This is a genomic window from Mycobacterium sp. URHB0021, from assembly GCF_054057895.1.
The window spans coordinates 7,823,989-7,845,147 of the sequence record NZ_JBSRZT010000002.1; the positions used below are offsets into that span (position 1 = coordinate 7,823,989).

Annotated in this window: 19 protein-coding genes and 4 pseudogenes; 11 read left to right on the forward strand and 12 right to left on the reverse strand. The window is 66.8% G+C overall.

From position 1 onward, the window contains the following. Window position 1 precedes the first annotated feature (1 nt). A complete protein-coding gene (locus ACVWWN_RS40345) occupies window positions 2-1,474 on the forward strand; it encodes an AMP-binding protein (protein WP_457148890.1) in 1,473 nt (490 codons plus the stop codon). On the opposite strand, the gene ACVWWN_RS40350 is transcribed toward ACVWWN_RS40345, so the two are convergent. Beyond that, the gene (locus ACVWWN_RS40350) at window positions 1,443-2,642 is read right to left on the reverse strand and encodes an acyltransferase family protein (RefSeq protein WP_457148891.1); all 1,200 of its coding nucleotides are present in this window, start codon (window positions 2,640-2,642) and stop codon (window positions 1,443-1,445) included. The two genes, ACVWWN_RS40345 and ACVWWN_RS40350, sit on opposite strands and share 32 nt — an antisense overlap. Window positions 2,643-2,797: 155 nt before the next feature. Between ACVWWN_RS40350 and ACVWWN_RS40355 the strand changes: the two genes are divergently transcribed. Both ACVWWN_RS40355 and ACVWWN_RS40360 read left to right on the forward strand, forming a co-directional pair. Then, on the forward strand, window positions 2,798-4,003 hold the full coding sequence (locus ACVWWN_RS40355) for a DUF3068 domain-containing protein (RefSeq protein ID WP_457148892.1): 1,206 nt from the start codon (window positions 2,798-2,800) through the stop codon (window positions 4,001-4,003). A 38-nt stretch (window positions 4,004-4,041) separates the two neighbouring features. Then, window positions 4,042-5,730 (forward strand): hypothetical protein, encoded by a 1,689-nt coding sequence (locus ACVWWN_RS40360; RefSeq protein ID WP_457149462.1) that lies wholly within the window; start codon window positions 4,042-4,044, stop codon window positions 5,728-5,730. Here the strand turns inward: ACVWWN_RS40360 and ACVWWN_RS40365 are convergent. The 4 genes and pseudogenes from ACVWWN_RS40365 to ACVWWN_RS40380 form a co-directional block, all read right to left on the reverse strand. Next, window positions 5,698-5,880 carry a hypothetical protein gene (locus tag ACVWWN_RS40365; protein ID WP_457148893.1) on the reverse strand — a complete coding sequence of 61 codons (183 nt, stop codon included), beginning with the start codon at window positions 5,878-5,880 and terminating at the stop codon, window positions 5,698-5,700. The genes ACVWWN_RS40360 and ACVWWN_RS40365 overlap by 33 nt on opposite strands. A gap of 76 nt (window positions 5,881-5,956) precedes the next feature. Then, window positions 5,957-6,825: pseudogene (locus ACVWWN_RS40370) on the reverse strand (oxygenase MpaB family protein). Then, window positions 6,822-7,044: pseudogene (locus ACVWWN_RS40375) on the reverse strand (hypothetical protein). The pseudogenes ACVWWN_RS40370 and ACVWWN_RS40375 overlap by 4 nt, the downstream one beginning before the upstream one ends. A 67-nt stretch (window positions 7,045-7,111) precedes the next feature. Next, window positions 7,112-7,502 (reverse strand): annotated as a pseudogene (locus ACVWWN_RS40380) (adenylate/guanylate cyclase domain-containing protein); the annotation flags it as partial. Between the two features lie 490 nt (window positions 7,503-7,992). Between ACVWWN_RS40380 and ACVWWN_RS40385 the strand changes: the two are divergent. Continuing rightward, window positions 7,993-8,832 carry an MBL fold metallo-hydrolase gene (locus ACVWWN_RS40385; protein ID WP_457148894.1) on the forward strand — a complete coding sequence of 280 codons (840 nt, stop codon included), beginning with the start codon at window positions 7,993-7,995 and terminating at the stop codon, window positions 8,830-8,832. Window positions 8,833-8,858: 26 nt separating this feature from the next. Here ACVWWN_RS40385 and ACVWWN_RS40390 read toward each other — a convergent pair whose 3' ends face one another. The 3 genes and pseudogenes from ACVWWN_RS40390 to ACVWWN_RS40400 all read right to left on the reverse strand — a co-directional run bounded on the left by ACVWWN_RS40390 (window position 8,859) and on the right by ACVWWN_RS40400 (window position 11,022). Continuing rightward, a complete protein-coding gene (locus tag ACVWWN_RS40390) occupies window positions 8,859-9,077 on the reverse strand; it encodes an ANTAR domain-containing protein (RefSeq protein WP_457149463.1) in 219 nt (72 codons plus the stop codon). Further along, window positions 9,060-9,731 (reverse strand): annotated as a pseudogene (locus ACVWWN_RS40395) (Crp/Fnr family transcriptional regulator); the annotation flags it as partial. The gene ACVWWN_RS40390 and the pseudogene ACVWWN_RS40395, both read right to left, overlap by 18 nt. 130 nt (window positions 9,732-9,861) lie before the next feature. Next, window positions 9,862-11,022 carry a glycosyltransferase family 4 protein gene (locus ACVWWN_RS40400; protein WP_457148895.1) on the reverse strand — a complete coding sequence of 387 codons (1,161 nt, stop codon included), beginning with the start codon at window positions 11,020-11,022 and terminating at the stop codon, window positions 9,862-9,864. Between the two features lie 35 nt (window positions 11,023-11,057). Here ACVWWN_RS40400 and ACVWWN_RS40405 point away from each other — a divergent pair, with 35 nt between their 5' ends. After that, a complete protein-coding gene (locus ACVWWN_RS40405; protein WP_457148896.1) occupies window positions 11,058-11,834 on the forward strand; it encodes a class I SAM-dependent methyltransferase in 777 nt (258 codons plus the stop codon). 70 nt (window positions 11,835-11,904) lie between these two features. Further along, window positions 11,905-13,389: an aldehyde dehydrogenase gene (locus ACVWWN_RS40410; protein WP_457148897.1), complete on the forward strand. Its 1,485-nt coding sequence runs from the start codon at window positions 11,905-11,907 to the stop codon at window positions 13,387-13,389. Window positions 13,390-13,392: 3 nt separating this feature from the next. Here the strand turns inward: ACVWWN_RS40410 and ACVWWN_RS40415 are convergent, their stop codons facing one another. Further along, window positions 13,393-15,228, reverse strand: a complete 1,836-nt coding sequence (locus ACVWWN_RS40415; RefSeq protein ID WP_457148898.1) for an acyl-CoA dehydrogenase — start codon at window positions 15,226-15,228, stop codon at window positions 13,393-13,395. 74 nt (window positions 15,229-15,302) lie between these two features. Between ACVWWN_RS40415 and ACVWWN_RS40420 the strand changes: the two genes are divergently transcribed. The 3 genes from ACVWWN_RS40420 to ACVWWN_RS40430 all read left to right on the forward strand — a co-directional run bounded on the left by ACVWWN_RS40420 (window position 15,303) and on the right by ACVWWN_RS40430 (window position 16,560). Beyond that, window positions 15,303-15,569, forward strand: coding sequence for a hypothetical protein (locus tag ACVWWN_RS40420; protein ID WP_457148899.1), 267 nt, complete (start codon window positions 15,303-15,305; stop codon window positions 15,567-15,569). Between the two features lie 198 nt (window positions 15,570-15,767). Beyond that, a complete protein-coding gene (locus tag ACVWWN_RS40425) occupies window positions 15,768-15,902 on the forward strand; it encodes a hypothetical protein (protein ID WP_457148900.1) in 135 nt (44 codons plus the stop codon). A gap of 82 nt (window positions 15,903-15,984) precedes the next feature. Continuing rightward, window positions 15,985-16,560 carry a TetR/AcrR family transcriptional regulator gene (locus ACVWWN_RS40430; RefSeq protein WP_457148901.1) on the forward strand — a complete coding sequence of 192 codons (576 nt, stop codon included), beginning with the start codon at window positions 15,985-15,987 and terminating at the stop codon, window positions 16,558-16,560. On the opposite strand, the gene ACVWWN_RS40435 is transcribed toward ACVWWN_RS40430, so the two are convergent. Beyond that, window positions 16,554-17,087 (reverse strand): dihydrofolate reductase family protein, encoded by a 534-nt coding sequence (locus tag ACVWWN_RS40435; RefSeq protein WP_457148902.1) that lies wholly within the window; start codon window positions 17,085-17,087, stop codon window positions 16,554-16,556. The two genes, ACVWWN_RS40430 and ACVWWN_RS40435, sit on opposite strands and share 7 nt — an antisense overlap. 1 nt (window position 17,088) lies before the next feature. Further along, complete coding sequence (locus tag ACVWWN_RS40440) at window positions 17,089-18,006, reverse strand: helix-turn-helix domain-containing protein (protein ID WP_457148903.1); 918 nt, start codon at window positions 18,004-18,006, stop codon at window positions 17,089-17,091. An 80-nt stretch (window positions 18,007-18,086) separates the two neighbouring features. On the opposite strand from ACVWWN_RS40440, the gene ACVWWN_RS40445 reads away from it, so the two are divergent. Both ACVWWN_RS40445 and ACVWWN_RS40450 read left to right on the forward strand, forming a co-directional pair. Next, window positions 18,087-19,241, forward strand: a complete 1,155-nt coding sequence (locus tag ACVWWN_RS40445; RefSeq protein WP_457148904.1) for an acyl-CoA dehydrogenase family protein — start codon at window positions 18,087-18,089, stop codon at window positions 19,239-19,241. Window positions 19,242-19,274: 33 nt separating this feature from the next. Further along, on the forward strand, window positions 19,275-20,306 hold the full coding sequence (locus tag ACVWWN_RS40450) for an acyl-CoA dehydrogenase family protein (protein ID WP_457148905.1): 1,032 nt from the start codon (window positions 19,275-19,277) through the stop codon (window positions 20,304-20,306). On the opposite strand, the gene ACVWWN_RS40455 is transcribed toward ACVWWN_RS40450, so the two are convergent. Further along, window positions 20,284-21,108: an arylamine N-acetyltransferase family protein gene (locus ACVWWN_RS40455; RefSeq protein WP_457148906.1), complete on the reverse strand. Its 825-nt coding sequence runs from the start codon at window positions 21,106-21,108 to the stop codon at window positions 20,284-20,286. The genes ACVWWN_RS40450 and ACVWWN_RS40455 overlap by 23 nt on opposite strands. Window positions 21,109-21,159: the final 51 nt, after the last annotated feature.

Consider the following 21,159-nt stretch of genomic DNA (forward strand, 5'->3'; position numbering starts at 1 on the left):
GATGACCGGCCTGGTCCCGCCGATCGGCACGCAGGTGTCCCGCCTGGCCGCGCAGTCACCGGATGCGCCCGCCGTCACCTGCGAGGGCCGCACGCTGACCCGCGCTGAGCTCGACGCGTCGACGAACCGGCTGGCCCGCGCGTTCGCCGAGCGCGGTGTCGGCGTCGGCGACTACGCCACGATCGTGCTGCCCAACTCGATCGAATGGGTCCAGGCCGTGCTCGCCGCCTGGAAGCTGGGTGCCGTGCCCCAGCCGTTGTCGGCGCGGCTGCCCGATGCCGAACTCCATGCCTTGCTCGAACTGCACCCACCCAAGCTGCTGTTCGGGCGCGACGATCCCACTGGTCGGATCCAGGGCCTGGCAAGGCATTTCGCTCCCGGACCGGAACTATCTGACGGCCCGCTGCCCGAAGCGGTGTCGCCGGTGTGGAAGTCGATGGCGTCGGGCGGCAGCACCGGCAGACCCAAGCTGATCGAGTCGGGCGGCGACAGCCGGGTGCCCGCCGCCGCCGGCTACCCGCTCGGCGCGCAGGAGGGTGACGTCAGCCTGATGTCGGTGCCGTTGAGTCACAACACGGGGTTCACCACGTTCGCCATCGGCCTGCTGCAGGGCCACCATCTGGTGCTCATGCCACGATTCGAACCGCAGGAATTCCTGCGGCTGGTCACCGAGGACCACATCACCTTCTTGGCGACCGTGCCGACGATCATGCAACGCCTGTTGCCGGTCTACCGGGCGCATCCGGAGGCCTACGACCTGTCGTCGATCCGCCGGTTCTGGCACCTCGCCGCGCCGTGTCCACCGGTGATCAAGCAGGCCTGGATCGATATTCTGGGACCGGACGTGGTGTGGGAACTCTACGGCGGCACCGAGTTACAGGCGCTCACTTTCATCTCCGGCGCCCAGTGGCTGAGCCATCCCGGATCGGTCGGCGTCGTCGTCTCGGGCGAGATGAAGGTGCTCGACGACGACGGCAACGAGTGCCCGCCCGGTGCGGTGGGCGAGATCTACATGCGGCCGTCGCCGGGCAGCGCGCCCACCTACCGCTACATCGGGGCGACGGCGAGGCAGCGCGACGGCTGGGATTCTCTGGGAGACCTCGGCTATTTCGACGAGGACGGCTTCCTCTATCTCAACGACCGCCGGGTGGACATGTTCACCGTCGGGGGCCGCAACGTATATCCGGCCGAGGTTGAGTCGGCACTGTCGGCACACCCAAAGGTGCTGTCCTGCTTGGTGGTCGGCGTGCCCGACGAAGAAGGAGACCTGGGTCAGGTTCCGCATGCGATTGTGCAGGCCGACGGACTGGACGAGGCGGCCGTCATCGAGTTCCTGTCCGGGCGGCTGGCCGGTTACAAGCAGCCGGGCACTGTCGAGTTCACCGACCGGCCGTTGCGCGATGACGCAGGCAAGGCCCGCCGCTCCGCGGTACGCGACGAGATCATCGAGCGACGGGCTCGGGCACACTCCTGACCGCACTATCCAGGGGCGGCACCGGGCGTTGTACACGATATTCCCAGCGCCGCAACGCGACCCGGCACGGCGACTCGACGAGGGCGTAGCTGACCGCCGCGATCGCGAAGCCGAAGACCACCGTCAGGACGAGCACGACGGGCATGTGCCCATTGAACGCGAACTCGCCGATCATCGGGAACACCATTGCCAGCGCGGCGAGGTGCCAGACGAACAGGCCGTAAGACCAGCGGCCCAGCGTCACCATCGTCGTGTTGCCCAGCCACCGGTGCGGGGTGTCGGGACGGTCGAGCACGAGTGGGGCGATGAGGGCCGCCGCGAGCACCGCGCCCATCATCGTCTTGACGATGAACTGGCCGACCGTGCCCGGCGTCAGCCCCTCCGGACCGGCCAGCGGCGATGCGGCCACCGCGAACGCGACAATGGCGACGGCGGGCATCAGCAGGCGGCGCCGGGCCCACCGGTGCGGCCATCCGACCGGGCTCACGGTCAGCTCCGCGAGCAGCATGCCCGCGGCAAACCACGAGAAGAACGCGGGCGGCCAGTTCAAGGGGTTCACCCCGGCCGGGGCATCGAACGGGATCAGACCCCACGCGAAGCTGGCGACAGCCACGGCGGCGATCGCGGGGATGCGGCCACGCACCGGGATACGCCGGGCGAGCAGCGCCAGCAGCGGGAGCGCCAGATAGAAGGTCACCTCGACCGACAGGCTCCACATCTGGGTCAGGCCCGCCGTCAAGGTCAGCGGCACATAGATCTGGGTCAGCGACAGGTTGGCCAGCCAGACCGTCAGGTCCGCCTTGGCGTCGGGGAACAACGTCAGGATGACCACCACGGCCACCAGATAGCCCGGCAGGATCCGCACGATCCGCGACCGCAGGTAGTGCCCGGTCGGGGGCACGGATCGCAAACCCCTCACCGCCGCGGCGTGGCCGCGCCACAAGAGGAAACCGGACAGGGCGAAGAACACCGCAACGGCGAGATCGAACCGGCCGAAGAACCGGCCCGCGAGTCCGCCCGTGTGCCCGGTCTGGAAAGCGACGTGGGTGACGACGACGCCGACGGCCGCGCAGGCGCGCATGCCCTCGAGTGCGGGCAGGAAGTTACGTGTCCCACCGACCGCGGATTCCGTCACGCCGACCAGTGTGCCGGGCGCATCAAACCGCATGGAAATGGGGTAGTCAGCGGGCGTCGGTGGATGCACTCGTAGTAAACAATGGCCTTAGTTTCTGCTGTTAGGGTCGAACGGGTTTGCGTCCACTGCCCTGGTCGGGGCATGTGTACGCACTGTAAATGGGGTCTTTGGACCGAAGGAGGCACGGCTTGAACCGCGCAGTGGCGCTGCGTATCGCGGCGTGCGGGATCATGGGGCTGGGCGCTGCCTTGCTGATCGCCGCGCTGTTGCTGTCCACCTATACCAAGAGCAAGATCGCCAAGGTCCCGCTGAACGTGGACGCCACGCTCGTCAGTGAAGGCACCGGCACCGCATTCGACCCGGAGTCACTGAACGCCGACAAATTCGTCGTCAGCAAGAACGTCCCGGTTGCGCTTCAGGAGCAGGTCTCGGTGGAATCCCCGTCGAACGCCGACGTGGTGACGCTGCAGGTCGGCAGCACGCTGCGACGCACCGATCAGCAACAGGACAACGGGCTTCTGCTCGCGTTGGTCGACACCGTGACCATGAACCGCAAGTCCGCGATGGCTGTCTCCAGCGAGAGCAACCCCGGCGGAGCGGTGCAGAAGCCACGCGCCATCGAAGACGAGAACCCGCCGACCAACATCGCCCTGCCCCACGAGGGGCTCACCTACCGGTTCCCGTTCGACACCGAGAAGCGGACGTACCCGATGTTCGACCCGATCGCGCAGAAGGCGTTCGACGCGAACTACGACGGCGAGGAAGACGTCAACGGGCTGACCACCTACCGCTTCACCCAGAACGTCGGCTACGACGCTGACGGCAAACTGGTGGAGCCGGTCAAGTACTCGTCGCTCTATGACGACGATGCGGACAGCACCGTGACCGCGCGCGCCTCCCTGTGGGGCCTGCCGGGCGACCCGGACGAGTCCATCACGATGACCCGCTACTACGCGGCGCAGCGCACGCTCTGGGTCGATCCGGTGTCGGGCACGATCGTGAAGAAGGAAGAGCACGGCTACCACTACTACGCGCGTGAACCGCTCAAGCCCGAGGTGACGTTCGTCGACTTCAAGGTCACCACGAACGAGCAGACCGTGGAATCCCAGGTCGCCGGCGCGCGCGACGAACGGGACCGGGTCGCCTTGTGGGGCCGCATCCTGCCCATCACGTTCACCGCAATGGGTCTGGTGGCGCTGATCGGCGGCGCCCTGCTCGGCTCGTTCGGCCTGCGCGCGGAGTCGGCGTTGATCGACCCGGGTCTGGACGAGGCCGATCACCGCTTCTTCGGGTCACGCGGACCCGAGGGTGAACCGGTGCCGGGCGCCGAGGCCAAGACCGAGAAACTGCCGGCGTCCCGGCCGTCCGATCTACCCCCGGACAGACCGGTCTGATCTCCGTCTCCCCCACGCCCCGGTGGGCGCGTTCGGTGGTGGCGCCGGCCTATGCGCTGGTGCTGACCTTGCTCGTGGCGGCGCCCGCGCTGGCGCCGGGCTACCTGCTTCTGCGCGACGCGGTCTCGACACCGCGCTCGCACCTGTCCGATACGGCACTCGGACTGACCGAGGCCGCGCCGCGGGCACTACCACAGGACTTCCTGGTCGGGCTGGCGTCTCAGATGATCGACGGCGGCGTGGTGGTCAAGGTTCTGCTCGTGCTCGGTTTGTGGTCGGCCGGGTGGGGTGCGGCCCGACTCGCAGCCGCGGTGATCCCGGAAGCGCGGGTGGCCGGTCAGTGCGTGGCCGTGACGGTCGCAATCTGGAATCCCTATGTCGCCGAACGCCTTTTACAGGGGCACTGGAGTCTGATGGTCGGGTACGGTTGCCTGCCCTGGGTCGCGATCGCCGTGCTGCGCCTGCGCACGTCGACCGACGCACTGTGTGCCGGCGCGTACGCGCTGTTGTTCTGGACCGCATCGGCCGGGCTGACACCGACCGGGTTGATGCTCGCCGCGACGGTCGCGGTGGCGTGCGTCTTCGCGCCAGGTGCCGGTCGGCCGCGGTGGTTGTGCGCTGCGGTCGGCCTCGGCGTGGCGGTTCTGGTGGCATTGCCGTGGCTGACGGCGGCGGCTGTGGCCGGCTCGCTGTCGTCGACCCAGGCTACCGGTGTGACAGCGTTCGCAGCGCGGGCCGAACCGGGCCTCGGCACCCTTGCCAGCCTGGCGAGCCTCGGCGGTATCTGGAACGCTGAGGCCGTACCTGCCTCTCGAGCAACACTTTTCGCAGTCGTGGCCGCGGTGGTGTTGCTGGGTGTCGTCGCGCTCGGACTGCCCGTGCTGCTACGGCGACCGGTCGCGGTGCCGTTGCTCGTGCTGGCGGCGGTCGCAGTCGTGGTGCCCGCCGCCATGGCGACGGGACCAGGCCTGGCATTCGTCGAGGCGACGATTCGGACGTTCCCCGGCCTGGGAGTGGTGCGCGACGCCCAGAAGTGGGTGGCATTGGCGGTGCCTGCATACAGCCTGGCCGGTGCGGCCGCGGTCGTCACCCTGCGGGGCCGGATTCCTGCCCCGGCGACCGCACTGATGTGTTGCGCCGCATTGATGACAACGCTGCCCGATCTGGCGTGGGGTGTCGGCGGCAAGGTGTCGGCGGTTCACTACCCGTCGGGGTGGTCCGCCACCGCCGCGCTCATCAACGCCGACCCGCGTCCTGTCGCTGTGCTGCCCCTGGACAGCATGCGGCACTTCGCGTGGGCGGGACCGGCGCCGGTACTCGACCCGCTGCCGCGGTTCGTGCGGGCCGAGGTGCTCACAACGGGCGACCTGACGATCGGGGACCGGACGGTGCCCGGCGAGGGTGATCGCGCCCGGGCGGTACAGCAGTTGCTGATTTCCGGCGCCGACCAGGCCGCCCTGTCCGACGCCGGCGTGGGATGGGTGGTTGTCGAATCCGAGGGCGAGACAAGCGATTCCGAACCCGCGTTACCACTGCCGACGGTCTATCACGACGATGACATCACGCTGTACCGGGTCGGCGGCCAGCATCCGGTGACTCCGCACCGCGGGATCGTGCTGATGGCACACTTCGTCTGGCTCGCATCGCTGATCGCCGGGTTGGCGGGAATGATCGTGAGCCGCCGCAGGCGTCCGTCACTGCATGCACACGCTCGGAGCGAGCAGTAGCACCGGCCACATCACCGCGACCTGTCCGAACGCCGCTATCTCGGAACCGGCCGGCAGCCGGGTCTGCAGCAGGGTCTCGATGTGCTGCACCTGCTCCGCGTGGAAGAACGCCCACACCAGTCCGATGACGACGTAGGGATGGCAAGCCACATCACAATTTCCAGCATCGCCTCGACTCTCACCCGGTGGCTCAGCGCCCGACGCGCCGATTCCCGAAGCGCCCGCATCAGACCAGCCGACGGTTGTCCCGGACGCGCATTCGCACATCGGCCAGCAGCAGATTACTGCCGCCCTGGCGGATGAATCCGGGCAGAAAACGGTTGACGAAGGCCACGAACAGGAACAGCCGTTCCAAACAGAATTGTCTCGCGCCGCCCGAACCGATGCCCAATGCGTCCCGGAACACCGGAGCGAGATATCCGGCGGTGAGGAACTTCATCAGGGGCCGAAACGGCAGCCTTAGGACAGGATTGATCATCCTCAGGTTGATCAGGTCGAGCAGGTAGCGGCGCACCACGTCGTCGATGACCACTTGTCGGCATGCGTCGGTCCGGTATTCGTCGAATTCTTTTCGGGTCGGTGGCCATTGCGCGTCGACGACCTGCAGTGTTGTTCCGAGAGGCCAGGCCGAGCGGTAGAACTGGTCACCCTGCTCGGCGGTGATCTCACCCCGCAACAGCGGACAGGTATCCTCCAAACCGACGAACAGGCATGCGGCCAAACACATCTGCAGTTCGCGGTCGAACGCGTCATAGCACACCGGACTCTCGGCGGTCGAGTGGACGTGCCGGTGTGACTCGTTGACGGCTTCACGAAAGGCGTTGCGGTCCTCAGTATTTCCGAGATGGCGACGGCCAGGTACTGGAACGTGGTGCGGGCCCGCTTCCAGGGGTGCTTGAGGAGGTTACCCGAGTCGACCTTGCTCTCGACGACGCCGTAGCCGACGCCTTGGCGCGACAGCTGCATCATCACGTTGGCCACCCCTGCGGCGAAGGCTCAGAACTCCATCGCCTCGGCGGCGCTGACCGGTTCCGTCGTCCATCGCGCCGCGCGTCGGGACACATGATGCGACACGTCTATGGTGAGTTCGGTCATGTCATGCACACGTCGGCGAGGAGCAGCACCGGCCACACCGCGATCGTGCCGAGGGTCGACAGGATCCGGTCGAGCCCGTGTGTCTGGCTCAGATGCGCCGTGTGCGTGGCGGCCCAGACACGCCGATGACGAGGTACGGGGTCAGTACTATCAGCGCGGGCCGACCCACTCGGCGATGGTCATTTCGTAACTCATGATTCGACGAGCGACCGCCAGCATGCCGATATGGTGATGCCGATTATCTTTTCGGCTGATCGTTTCGCGGTGGTGATCCACCGTTGCGAATTCATTCACAGGCGGCGCCCACACCGGTGAAATGTGGGACGGCGAAGAGGTGCCATTCGCCGGGTACGCCTTTGAGGTGGTGGGCGCCGCGGTCGTCGAACTGGAGTCCTGACCCGATCACCAGGTCGCGCAGCGTGCTGGAGACGAGTACGTCGTTCGGCCCCGCCAGGGTGCTGACGCGCGCGCCGATGTGCGCCGCGATTCCGCCGGTGTCGTCGCCGCGGACCTCGCACTCGCCGGCGTGCAACCCTGCGCGACCTGGATGCCGAGCGTATGCACCGCGTCGCGGATCGCCATCGCGCAGCAGATCGGTCGCTGAGGGCGTCGAACATCGCGAGGAAGCCGTCGCCCGACGTGCCGACCTCGCGGCCCCGAAAGCGCGCGAGCTGGGCGGATGACGGATCAGTCGACCGAGCGTAGTCATCGCCTCGACCCAGCTTGGAATAGAGGCCAGCTCCGGGAAGCGGGTCAAATTTCGGCGTCACGCGACCTTCGAAAACCATCTGGTACTCCAAACAACATCCGAACGCCGGTCCAACAGCGACCCCGCCGCCAAACATGAAGTGCCAGTGTCGCTTACGTGACTGTCCAACGCCTTCGCGCAGCCGGCTCGGATGGCGTGGAAGCTAAGCGAGCGGATCAACGGCACCGTGACGACCGCGTTGACCTTGCCGGCCCCGCAAACCGTCGCCCGACGGAGGGCACGTGACCGGACCGCCCCCAAAATGCCGAGATTCGAGGGAATACCAGAAGGGCCGCCGGCGTTCTGAACAAGGAGGTCTGCGAAAGGGTCTAGCCAGTCCATGCGTTCCGGCTCAGACTGAAGTCGCTTGAAACTACGACATACAACCGAATCGGAGAAGGCCCGAAGGAGAGCACACGATGACTTCCTTGGAACTGACAAGCAGCGGGACGCCGGACTTCAATGAGGGTGATCTTTATTTCATCGGTAACGCCACCACACTGATCCGGTTCTGCGGACTGACGATCCTGACCGATCCCGCCTTCCTCCACAAGGGCGAGCACGTCTTTCTGGGTCATGGCATCTGGGCGCGGCGCGAGGTCGAGCCGGCTTGCCAGATCGCCGATCTACCACCGATCGATCTGGTCGTCTTGTCGCACTATCACGGCGATCATTTCGACGACGTCGCCGCGCAGGAACTCGACAAGACACTTCCCATCGTCTCGACGGCTGACGCGGTGGACAAGCTCAGCGCACTCGGCTTCGAACAAGGCTATCCCCTCGGCACCTGGGACTCCCTCATAGTTCACAAGGGCGACGCGACGCTGAAGATCACCGCCATGCCGGGCAAGCACGCCACGGATGAGGCCGTCAACGAGCTTTTGATGCCTGTCAACGGGCACATGCTCGAATTCAGCCGGCACTCCGATCACCTCTACCGGCTTTACATCACCGGGGACACGATGCTCTTCGACAGCCTCGAGGACATTCCGCGCCGCTACCCCGATATAGACCTCGGTCTGATTCACACGGGTGGCACGACCTTCCTCGTCACGGTCGTCACGATGACGGGCGAGCAGGCTGTGAAGGCTGTCGAGATCACCAAACCTCGCACTGCCATCCCGATCCACTACAACGACTTCTCGGTATTCCTATCGGGACTCGACGATTTCAAGAAGGCCGCGGAGAACTCGACCGGCCGGACTGAGTTCGTCTACCTCGCACACGGGGAGACCTACCGATTCAAGCCCAGCGAGTGAACGAGCCTGTTCAGAAAATGCGAGCGTCAACCAACGATGCTCAACACCGAGCCGCTGGTGACGATGTTGGCGGCGATATCGGTGACCGGAGTGTTGGAGTCCTGGGAAAGCTTGGTCAGCAGTGTATTTGCCTCGGTGGCGGTTACGCCGAATCGCTCCATGATCATTCGTTTGGCTTCATCTACCCCGGCTGCGTTGGTCGTCCCCGCGGGGTCGGACGCGGTTTCACGTGCGCGCCACGCCAGACGTTCGTAGTCGACGATCAGTACCGTCTTACTTTGTAACCTGATCCAACCGTAATTGCTGAAGTCGCTCAGCGCCTTGTTCACCGTTTCGCGGCTCGCACCGACGAGCTGGGACAGCTCTCCTTGAGTGAGGTCATGGGTGACGCGCAGAACACCCCTGTGCGGCACACCGAACTGCTGAGCCAGCCGCAGCAACTGTTTGGCCAATCGCCCGGCCACGTCGGTGAACATCAGATCGGACTGATCGTCATCGGCGCGCCGTAGCCGGCGGGCGAGGACGAGCATCATCTGCTCTGCGATCTCCGGACGCTGGGCCACCCACGCCAACAGAACGTCGCGCGGCACCACCGCGGCGCGGACCTGGGTCAGTGCGGTCGCCGTGCAGTTACGCAAACCCGGGTCCAACGTCGACACTTCGCCGAACGTTTCCGACGGTCCAAGGACCGCGAAAAGCTTTTGGCGTCCATCCGGCGCGCGACAGCCGATTTTCACCTTGCCCGACACGACGATGTACATCCAGCCGCCGACGTCACCTTCGGTGAAGAAGACATGGCCGGGCGCAGTGTCGACGGTGCGCAGGTCGTCTGTCAACGCGGAGATCAGCTCTGGCCGAACGGCCTGGAAAATGGCCGCTTCGGAAATCATCTGATCCACCACACACTCCAACGGTCCGGCTGAATGCCGATTGCTCGTTGTGGGCAGTACCCGCTGGATGGCGGCGACAAACTTGCCGAAAGGCGTTGCGCTGGAGACGGCTGCCGTCGACCCGTGCCGAAAGGGCCGGCTATACGACACCGCTGACGATCCGCCTGGCATGTACCGCCTCGAGGACGGTGCGCATCGCGTCGGCGGTTTGGCCCCATGAGAATTCGCCGCTGCGCGCCTGCGCCTTGGCGCCCAGCTGATCGCGCAGGACGTCATCGGTCAGCAGCCGCTCCAGGTCACCGACCAGTTCCTCGTGATCGTCGACCAGCAGTCCGGTCACCCCGTCGACGATGGAGTCCGTGAGGCCGCCCGACGACCGATAGCCGATGGTGGGCACCGCGTGCTGCGCGGCCTCGGTGACCGCCACACCCCAGCCCTCCTTGCGGGATGGCAGCACGTGAACCCAACAACGTTGCAAGACCTCGTGTTTGGTGTTGTCGTCGACGTGTCCGTGAAACGTCACCGCGCCCGATATGTTCAGCAGCGCGGCGTGATCGACCAGCCGCTGCTCCCACCAGCCGCTGCCCAGAATGTCGAGGTGCACATCGGGGATCCGCCGCCGTAGTTCGGCGACGGCGTCCAGCGCATCCTCGATCTGCTTGTGCGGAACCAGCCGCGACAGCACGACTACCCGCGGTGTCACCGACCGCGGCACGTCCAGCGTCGGCGCGGGCGCCTCATCCAGGCCGTTGCGCACCACCGCGATGTGTTCCGGATTCACGCCGAGACGCGTCAGATCCCGCGCCGAGGGCAGCGACACCGTGACGTACTGGTTGCGGCGGTGGACCCGCGGCGAGAGCTTCGACTCCACGAACCATCCCACTCTGCCCATCACCGGACCCGCCACCGGCCACTGCTCACGGTGGCAGTGGTGCACGAGCACCGCCACCTTGCGACCAAAGGCCAGACGGGCCATGAACGGCAACCCGTTCTGGGTGTCGACCACCACGTCCGGCCGCACCCGCCGCAGCGGACCGAAACCGATCCGCGCCGCCACCATCGCCAGCCCCGCCCATATATATAGGGAGTAGTGGCCGCCACCGCGGCTGATGTGCACCCCGTCGACCACCTCACGGCGCGCCGAACCAGGATAGCGCGCGGTGCGCAACGTCACCCTGACGCCCGACCGGGCCAGCTGGGACCCGATGCGCTGCAGATAGGTTTCACTGCCGCCGCCCTGCGGGTGCCCGGTGTCGCGCCAGCACAGAAGCAGCACGGAACCCACGCGGCGGTCAGACATCGCCACCACGATAGCGGCTGGTTACTGTTCGACCGATGGCTGTCACCGACCTGTTCGCCCGGCGGGCTACCCTGTCCCGGTCGCTGCGACTGCTCGCGCAGTTCCGCTTCGAACAGCGCGACCCCGCCCGCTTCTACGGCGCGCTGGCCGACGACACCGCAGCGATGGTCACCGATCTGTGGCGTTCGGCAACAGGCACCGATCCGCACGGTCGCACAATTCTCGACGTCGGCGGCGGCCCAGGGTACTTCGCGGCGGCATTCACCCGCGCCGGCATGCACTATCTCGGGGTCGAACCCGACTCAGCCGAGATGCACGCGGGCCCTGCCGTTGTCGGCAGCGACGCGCCCTATGTCCGCGCGTCGGGCATGGCGCTGCCGTTCGGCGACGGCAGCGTCGACGTCTGCTTGTCGTCCAACGTCGCCGAACACGTCCCGCAACCGTGGCGGCTGGGCCGCGAAATGCTACGGGTCACCAGACCGGGCGGGCTGGTGGTGCTGTCCTACACCGTGTGGTTCGGACCGTTCGGCGGCCACGAGATGGGGTTGACGCATTATCTCGGCGGGGCCCGCGCGGCTGAGCGCTACACGCGCAAACACGGCCACCGACCGAAGAACGACTACGGATCGTCGTTGTTCGAGGTATCGGCGGCCGACGGGCTCGAATGGGCACACAGCACCGACGCGCTACTCGCCGCCTTGCCCCGCTACCACCCACGATGGGCCTGGTGGGTGACAAGCGTTCCCCTGCTGCGGGAGTTCGTCGTCAGCAATCTGGTGCTGGTGATGCAACCGCCCTATCCCGATGACTGAAACAGGTTCTTGTTTTGCTTATAGATAGGTAGGGTGGCGCCAATAGGGCGCGGACGTGAGGAGCACTGAGTTGACGCAGAGCACTGCTTTCAAGACCGAGTGGGACAAGCTGTTCATCGGCGGCAAGTGGGTCGAGCCGGCAGCAGGTCCCGCGTCAGAAGTCATCGAGGTGCACTCCCCCGCCACCGGCGAACTCGTCGGTAAGGTGCCGCTGGCCGGCCAGGGCGATGTCGATGCCGCCTGCGCGGCCGCCCGCAAGGCCTTCGACGAGGGCCCGTGGCCGCAAATGTCTCCCGAGGAGCGCGCCGCGGTGCTCGGCGCCGCGGTCAAGCTGATGGAGGAGCGCGCCGACGAGCTGAAGTTCCTGCTGGCCGCCGAAACTGGTCAGCCGCCGACGATCGTCGACATGCTGCAGTACGGCGCCGCAATGTCGGCATTCCAGTACTACGCCGGCGCGGCCGACAAGTTCACCTGGAGGGACATCCGGGACGGTGTCTACGGCCAGACCCTCGTGCTACGCGAGCCGATCGGTGTCGTCGGCGCCGTCACCGCGTGGAATGTTCCGTTCTTCCTGGCCGCCAACAAACTCGGCCCCGCTCTGATCGCCGGCTGCACGGTCGTGCTCAAGCCCGCGAGCGAGACCCCGCTGTCCGTGTTCGCGATGGCGGAGATGTTCGCCGAGGCCGGCCTGCCCGAGGGCGTGCTATCGATCGTGCCCGGCGGCCCCGAGACCGGCCGCGCGCTGACCGCCAACTCCGAGGTGGACAAGTTCACGTTCACCGGCAGCTCGGCGGTCGGCAAGGAGGTCGCCAAGATCGCCGCCGAGAAGCTCAAGGCGTGCACGCTGGAACTCGGCGGCAAGTCCGCGGCGATCATCCTCGAGGACGCCGATCTCGACTCCACGCTGCCGATGCTGGTGTTCTCCGGCCTGATGAACTGCGGCCAGGCCTGCGTCGGGCAGACCCGTGTGCTCGCCCCCCGGTCGCGCTACGACGAGGTCGTGGAGAAGCTGTCCGGTGCGGTCGCCGCAATGCCCATCGGGTTGCCCGACGACGCGGGCGCCATGATCGGCCCGCTGATCTCCGAGCGGCAGCGCGACCGCGTGGAGGGCTACATCAAGAAGGGCATCGAGGAGGGTGCGCGAATCGTCACCGGTGGTGGTCGTCCCGAGGGCCTGGACAGCGGCTGGTTCGTCCAGCCGACGGTGTTCGCCGACGTGGACAATTCGATGACCATTGCCCAGGAGGAGATCTTCGGCCCGGTACTGGCGGTCATTCCCTACGACACCGAGGACGACGCGGTGCGCATCGCCAACGACTCTGTCTACGGCCTGGCGGGCAGCGTGTGGACGACCGACTACCCGAAGGCCATGAAGATTGCGTCGAAGATCCGCACCGGCACATACGCGGTCAACATGTACGCCTTCGATCCCGGTGCGCCGTTCGGCGGCTACAAGAACTCCGGCATCGGGCGCGAGAACGGTCCCGAAGGCATCGAGCAGTACACCGAGGCCAAGAGCATCCTGCTGCCGTTCGGCTACACACCCGAGAGCTGAGATTCAGAAGGCGTTTTCAGGCAGGTCCATGGCCGTGAGGTCGACGGATTCGACGATCTTGCGTTCAGCAGTCAACCGGGGCAGCACGTTCTTCGCGAAGAATGTGGCCGTGACGATTTTTCCCTCGTAGTAAGCGCGGTCCTTCGCCGTTATGTCCCCGTCGAGCGCGTTCAGCGCGATCTCGGCCTGGTGCAGCAGAAACCATCCGATCAACACGTCGCCGACAGACAGGAGGAAGGCCACCGACTCGAGCCCGAGGCGGTACAACTCGCGGGGGTTCTCCTGGGCGCCCATGAGAAAACCGGTCATCGCGACCACCATGGCCTGCAGATCGGCGAGCGCGGTGGCCACCAGCGCGCGTCCGTCGGCCAGTTCGGGCCTTGCCGATTCACTGCCCAGGAACGCCGTGAGCTGGTTGACCACATGTTGTAGTGCGGCGCCCTGGTCACGGGCGATCTTGCGGAAGAAGAAGTCCTGGGCCTGGATCGCGGTGGTGCCCTCGTAGAGCGAGTCGATCTTGGCGTCGCGGATGTACTGCTCGATCGGATAGTCCTGCAGAAAGCCCGAGCCTCCGAGCGTCTGCAGTGATTCCGTCAGGCACTGGTATGCCCGCTCCGAGCCCACCCCCTTGACGATCGGCAGCAGCAGGTCGTTGACCCGCTCCGCCATCGACGAGTCTGCGCCCGAGACGATCTCGGCGACGGCGGCGTCTTGGTGCGCGGCGGTGTAGAGGTACAGCGCACGAAGCCCCTCGGCGTAGGCCTTCTGGGTGAGCAGGGCGCGACGGACATCCGGATGATGGACGATCGTGACGCGCGGCGCCGCCTTGTCGGTCATCTGCGTCATGTCGGCGCCCTGTACGCGCGTTTTGGCGTAGTCCAACGCGTTCAGATAGCCGGTCGACAGCGTGGCGATCGCCTTGGTGCCGACCATCATTCGGGCGTACTCGATGACCCTGAACATCTGGGCGATTCCGCTGTGCGAGTCATTGACCAGATAGCCCACGGCGGGAGTGCCGTGCTGGCCGAAGGTGAGCTCGCACGTCGCTGACGCCTTCAGCCCCATCTTGTGCTCCAGCCCCGTCACGAAAACCCCGTTACGAAAGCCGATTTCGCCACTTTCTGAGTCGAACATGTACTTGGGCACGATGAACAGGCTCAACCCTTTGGTGCCCGGGCCGGCGCCCTCCGGCCGGGCCAGGACGAGGTGCAGAGTGTTCTCGAACAGATCGTCCGCGTCGCCGTTGGTGATGAAGCGCTTCACCCCGTCGATGTGCCAGGTGCCGTCGGGCTGCTGCACCGCCTTCGTCCGTCCGGCTCCGACATCCGAGCCGGCGTCGGGCTCGGTCAGGACCATCGTGGCACCCCACTGGCGCTCGAAGGCCAGCTCCGCCCAGTGGCGCTGCTGCTCGTTGCCGATGTGATAGACGATGTTCGCCATGATCGGGCCCGCCAGGTACATGAACGCCGCGGGCTGGGCGCCGAGCGGGAACTCGTTGATCGCCCAGGCGACCATCGCCGGGGCCGCGACCCCGCCGATCGCCTCGTCGAGGCCGACCCGGTACCACTCCCCCTGCTGCCAGGCCCGGAGCGACTTCTTGAACGGCTCGGGCAGGGTCACGACGTGCGTGCCGGGGTCGAACGTCGGCGGATGGCGGTCGGCCTCGGCGAAGGATTCGGCCAGCGGCCCCTCGGCGAGGCGCGCGGCCTCCTGCAACATCTCCCGCAGGGACGCAGCATCGAGGTCGCCGAACTCGCCGGTGGCCAGCGCCTTCTCCAGTTCGAGCACCTCGAAGAGGTTGAACTCCAGATCGCGCACATTGCTTTTGTAATGGCCCATCCGTAGCGCCTTTCGCCGTCCTGACTGGTTATGGACTCACCGTGGGACTGTGACCAACCGACGATCGTGGCTGCATGCGTGGCGGTTGGTTCTGGGCGAAGCCGACACAGGTGCCGAAGTGCCCGCCGACGCAGGGCACGCCATTCATCGTCGGGACGGGACCGCCGGACACCGGTGTCGAAGCGCCGTTGTATCCGTTGTCGGTGGTTTCTGCGCTGGCGACCGGGCCCGCCACGATTGCCGCAGTACAGCAGCCCACCAGTAGCGACCCGCCCAGGCCCCGCATCACGGTCATCCTCGACCCCGTTCTTCCTACGTCGTCCGTCACCCTACGCGCATAAACACCCCCTGAGCAGCGAACTATCTCACCACAGAGTTATGGTCCCCACCATAATCGGTGATACAGGCTGGCCGTCGCACATGTGCTGTCGCTGGCGTTCACCTGCCATTCACTCAGTCGGAGGTGTGACGGGGAATACATAAATTGGCCGCGTGCGTTAACAGATTTATGGTGGATGTCATAAAGAGGGAGGCGCCCGATGTGGATCGTTGAGGTCAACTTCGTCGGCCGTCGGTTCACCTACGTAGTGCCCCGGCGTCGGCCGCTTTTGCGGTTCGGCCAGCGCAGCATCGGATGGCGTCCGTCGGCGGCACCCGACCCGCGCGCAGCCTGACTCCCCGCACCACACCGCAGGAGGTTTCGCTCTGTCCGCGACAGCGACCAAGCCCACGAAGCGTGTTTCCAGCCGGACGAAGATGCTCGTCAGCGCGGCGGCGGTGATGCGTGAGCGCGGCGCCGCAGGCGTGACCATCGACGAGGTGCTGGCGCGCAGTGGGGCGCCCAGGGGTTCGGTGTACTACCACTTCCCCGAGGGCAGGAATCAGATGCTGACCGAGGCGCTGCTTTTCGCCGGGGAAGCGATCAACCAGGTGATCGACGAAGCCGCCGAGAAGGGCGGGATGTTCCTGATTCGACAATTCGTCGAGTTCTGGGAGCGCCTCCTCGTGGAGAGCGAGTTCACCGCGGGTTGCGCCGTGGTGGCTGCGGCCATCGGCTCGGCCACCGATGAACCGCAATTGACCTCCGTGGCCGGCGATATCTTCGGCCTCTGGCGCGACGGTCTGACCCGCGCATTCGTCAGCGACGGCTTCGACGAACCCTGCGCCGCGTCGTTGGCCATCATGTGCATCGCGTCCCTCGAGGGCGCGGTGGTGCTGTGCAGGTCCACCCGCAGCGTCGACGCACTCCGCGAAGTCGCCGAGCAGATCGAATTCCTCATCAAGTCAAGAGAATTCGTCCGGCGTTACGGTCTGCCCACGACGGATCACTGAGCTCTGCGCCACCGGGCGCAGACGAAATCTCCATTGACGGCAGTTTCGGCCAGCGTCCAATCCGAGCGGATCGGGAGCACGCGCGAACCGCCGCCCAGCGAGCACGGCGCGTAGCTGACGATCATCTGATCGATCAAACCGGCCGACACGAACTGCGCCGCGACATTCCCGCCGCCGACCACCCAGACGTCCTTGCCTGCCGCCGCGGACACCAGTTCCGGGTGCAGATCGGCGACATCGCCGTGGAACGTCTGCACCGGATGGCCTTCGTCGATGATGTGCGGGCGGTGCGTCAGCACCCACGACGGCTGTTCATACATCCAGTCACCGGGTTGATTCTTGACCAGCCACTCGTAGGTGGACGAGCCCATCACCAGTGCGCCGACGTCTTTCACGAACGCCTCATACCCGAACGGACCGTTCGCATCCACGGCCCGCGACATGAGCCAGTCGAGGCTGTCGGCCTCGTCGACGATGTAGCCGTCCAGGCTGGACGCGGTGAAGTACACGGTGCCCGTGTCACCCATGTCAATTGCCTCTCATCCAGTCCAGCGGATCACCCCGGCCGGCGTCGACGCCGTGGCGGGCCAGCATCGCGCGGGCCAGCTCGCGCCGGTGAGCGGAGTAGTGCAACACGTGCGCGACGATGCCGTACAGCTGGAACGACTCCGGCGGGTCACACAAGGCGTCGATGACCGTGTCACCAAGGCGCCCTTCCGATGTGTATTCCGATACCATTGCGCGCCAACGATTTCCGATGCCCGCGTGGTGAAGCGCCAACGACTCCGGGGTGGCGCTGGACGCCCGGGTGGCCTGCCGGTCCGGGAAGTCGCGGCCGTCGATGGTGGCCAGCCAGACTTCCTTGGACCAGACGACGGTCCCGAGCACGGCGCCGATGCTGGGTTCGGGGCCGTCCCACTCCAGGATCACCTGGCCGGGCGAAATCTCCTCTGTCCATTGGTGTCCCGACAGCTCCGCGGCCCGGCCGATCAGGTATGCGGTGTCTGCGATGTCGTGCGCCACCATCAGCGCTGAGATGTCGGGCTCCTTCGTGTCCCCGTCGCTGTCCAGCCAGAGCGACTGCGGCGGATGAAAATGCAGGCCGTTCGGTGCGGGAAGCCGAAACCGGACGTCGGCCGCCCGGGACGGCGGCACCCCGAAGGTGCGGCTGAACGCGCGAGAGAACACTTCGGCGGAGGACCAGCCTTCGGCGGCCGCTACCGCGGAGACTGTCTCGCCGCGATGCAGTCGCCAGGCGGCGCGCTCCAGCATGATGCGGCGGCGCAGTGCGGCCGGCGCTTCCCCCGTCAGCCGGCGAACCTCGCGGGAGAAGTGGAATTCCGAGGCGTAGCTGCTGCGCGCCATGCCGCCGACATGGGTGTTGTCGGCGTCGACCACCGCGTCGAGCAGTTCCCGGAGCCGGTCGCGGCGTTGTCCCTCACCCACGTTGTCCGAGTATGGTCGTCCGCCCGCCGAAAGGACATGACGATTCCTGCTGCGGCCCGAGGTCACTAGTGTCAGAGCGGATGAGCGATTTTGAAGCGCTGTGCGCCAACGACGCCGACCTGGCCACCATGCGAGGCTCGATCCGAGACTTCCTGGTCGCGGATCGGGCGGAGTTCGGCTGGCAACCGGCCGTCGACTCCTGGCTGGCCGACTGGGATGCGGATTTCAGCGCGCGCCTCGGCTCCGCGGGTTTCGTCGGTTTGACGATCCCGACCGAGTACGGCGGCCACGGGCTGGGACATCTGCACCGCTACGTCGTGACCGAGGAATTACTGGCCCAGGGGGCCCCGGTCGCGGCACACTGGTTCTCCGACCGCCAGTTCGCGCCGTCCCTGCTGTCCTACGGCACGGAGGCGCAGCGGCGAGAGCTGCTGCCCGTCATCGCCGAGGGCCGGATGTATGCGGCGATCGGGATGAGCGAGCACGGCGCGGGTTCCGATCTGGCGGCGGTGCGGTCGCGCGCCGACCGGGCCGACGGCGGCTGGAGGCTGCACGGGACCAAGGTGTGGACGAGCGGCGCGCACCTGGCGCATCGCATCGTCGTCCTGGCCCGAACCACCCCGCTGGATCCGGACCACCGGCACGCCGGTTTCAGTCAGTTCATCGTGCCGCTGGATTCACCGGGTATCACCATCGATCCGATCGTGCAGATGGGCGGCGAACACCACTTCAACGAAGTCACGTTCGACGATGTCTTCGTGCCCGACGCCGACGTGCTCGGCGAGATCGGCTCGGGCTGGCGGCAGGTCACCTCCGAACTCGGCTTCGAGCGCAGCGGTCCCGAGCGCATCCTGTCGACCGCGACCCTGATCTTCAGCGTGATCCGCGCACTGGGCACGGACGCCGACGACGGCACCGCCGCGGACGTGGGTGACCTGATGGCCCGCGTCATCTCGCTTCGGCAGCTGTCGATCTCGGTGGCCCGGGCCCTGGCCGACGGCCAGGACGCGGCGACGCGGGCGGCGCTGGTGAAAGACCTCGGCACCCGCTTCGAACAGGACTCGGTCGAACTGGCCGCCGATCTGCTCGACCGGGTGGACCCACGATCGCCGGAGGCCGGGCGACTGCGGACACTGCTGGCCATCGCTCGCCTGCACGCGCCGCTGTTCACGCTGCGGGGCGGGACGAATGAGGTGCTGCGCGGGGTGGTCGCGCGTGGTTTGGGAGTGCGATGAGCGCTTGCGCGAAGAGCCGAAGGCACAGGTGAAATGAACGAACTCGAGCAGCTCGTCGACGACATCGGACAGCGGTCGTTCGACGCCCGGCTGGGCCGGCGTGGCTTCCCCGACTCCTTTGACGAGGAGTTGTGGCGCAATCTCGAGGACACCGGCCTGTCCCGGCTGACCAGCGGTCAGGACGCCGGCCCCGCGGAACTGGCCACCGTGCTGGCCGGACTGGCCCGCCACGCGGGGGCCGTACCGATCGCCGAGACCGACCTGCTGGCCGCCTGGCTGGCGGGTGAGGCCGGCGTGGCGGTTCCCGACACCGGTCCGTTGACGGTCGCGCCGGCGGACGCCGAGGACCGCGACGGACGGATCACCGGCACGGCGCACGATGTGCCGTGGCCGCATGCGACCGTCGTACTGGCAGCGCGCACGACCGGCGGCCTGTACGTCTCGGTGCTCGACGACCCGCAGATCGTGGACGGCCACAATCTGGCCGGCGAGCCGCGCGGCTCGGTGACGTTCGACGTGTCCGCCGAGGACTGCCGGCGGGTCGATGGTGCGGTCGCCGACGAACTGGCCCGCCGGGGCGCGTGGGCCCGCTGCCAGCAGATCATCGGTGCGCTCGATGCGGCGCGCGCGCTCACCGTCACCCACACCGGCGAGCGCGTCCAGTTCGGCCGTCCGCTCAGCAAGTTTCAGGCCGTACAGCATTCACTGGCCGCGATGGCCGGCGAGATCGAGCGGGGTCGCGCCGCCGCCATGCTGGCGGTCGCCGCCGTAACGGAGCACGGATTCGCCAGTTTGGAAAGCGAATACGCGGTGACGGTCGCGAAGGTCGCCATCGGGCGCGCGGTCGAACCGGTGACCACGATCGCGCACCAGTTGCACGGCGCGATCGGGGTGACGGTCGAGCATCGGCTGTGGCTGGCCACGATGCGGGCGCGGAGCTGGGTCGACGAGTTCGGCAGCACCGGGCATCACGCCCGGCGAATGGGCCGGATGACACTGGCCGCCGACGATCCGTGGTCCGTCGTGGTCAGCTGCCCGGTGGTCAGCTGTCCAGGACTTCGCTGACGCGGGCCTCGACATCGGATCGACGGCCGAGACCGGTGATGTCGATGCCGAAGCGGCTGGTCAGGAAGTCGAGCACCTGCGCGGCGGTGTCGAACGTGGTCTTCGCCGTCTCACCGTCGCGGTGAATCGCGAGGTGCCTGCCCCGCAGATTCCACCGTGCCTCGTCGGTGACCAGCGCCGCGGTCAGGCCGGTGACGAAGTGCGAGTTGGGATGCGTTGAGGCGTACCAACTTCCGACCTGAAGGTCGATCAAGGGCTGTGGCGCCGTGGTGAACGTGTAGAGGGGCTGCCATTGGCCGCCGACCTCGGCCTCGAGCACGTACCCGTCACCGCGCTCGCGAAGCCGGTACGGCTCGTGCCGAGTGCTCTGGGCGGGGCCCACTTCGAGCCGGATCGGTGACGTGAGTGTCTGGCCACCGAACCCGACGTCCACCAGCATCCTGCCGTCGACGTCGGGGATGTCGACCGAGAGGACCTGGTGGGTACGGGCCGGCAGGTCGTCACCGGTCTTCATCCAGACGACCCGGGCGGCGAGCCGTTCCGCTCCGTAGCCCAACGCCTCTAGCACGGATCCCATCAAGCCGTTCTGCTCGTAGCAGTACCCGCCGCGACGGCGCCGGACCAGTTTGTCGGCCAGCGCGGTCGAGCTCAGGTCGAACACCGGGACACCCAGCAGCGGGTCGAGGTTCTCGAACGGGATGGCCCTGTTGTGCGCGGCGACCAACGCGCCCAGTGTTTCGAGGGTCGGTTCCGTACCGCCCTGGTAGGCGACCCGGTCGAAGTAACTCTGCACGTCGATCATGTCGCCATCCTGCGACCTCAACACAGGTTGACGTCAAGCGGTTGGCGCAAT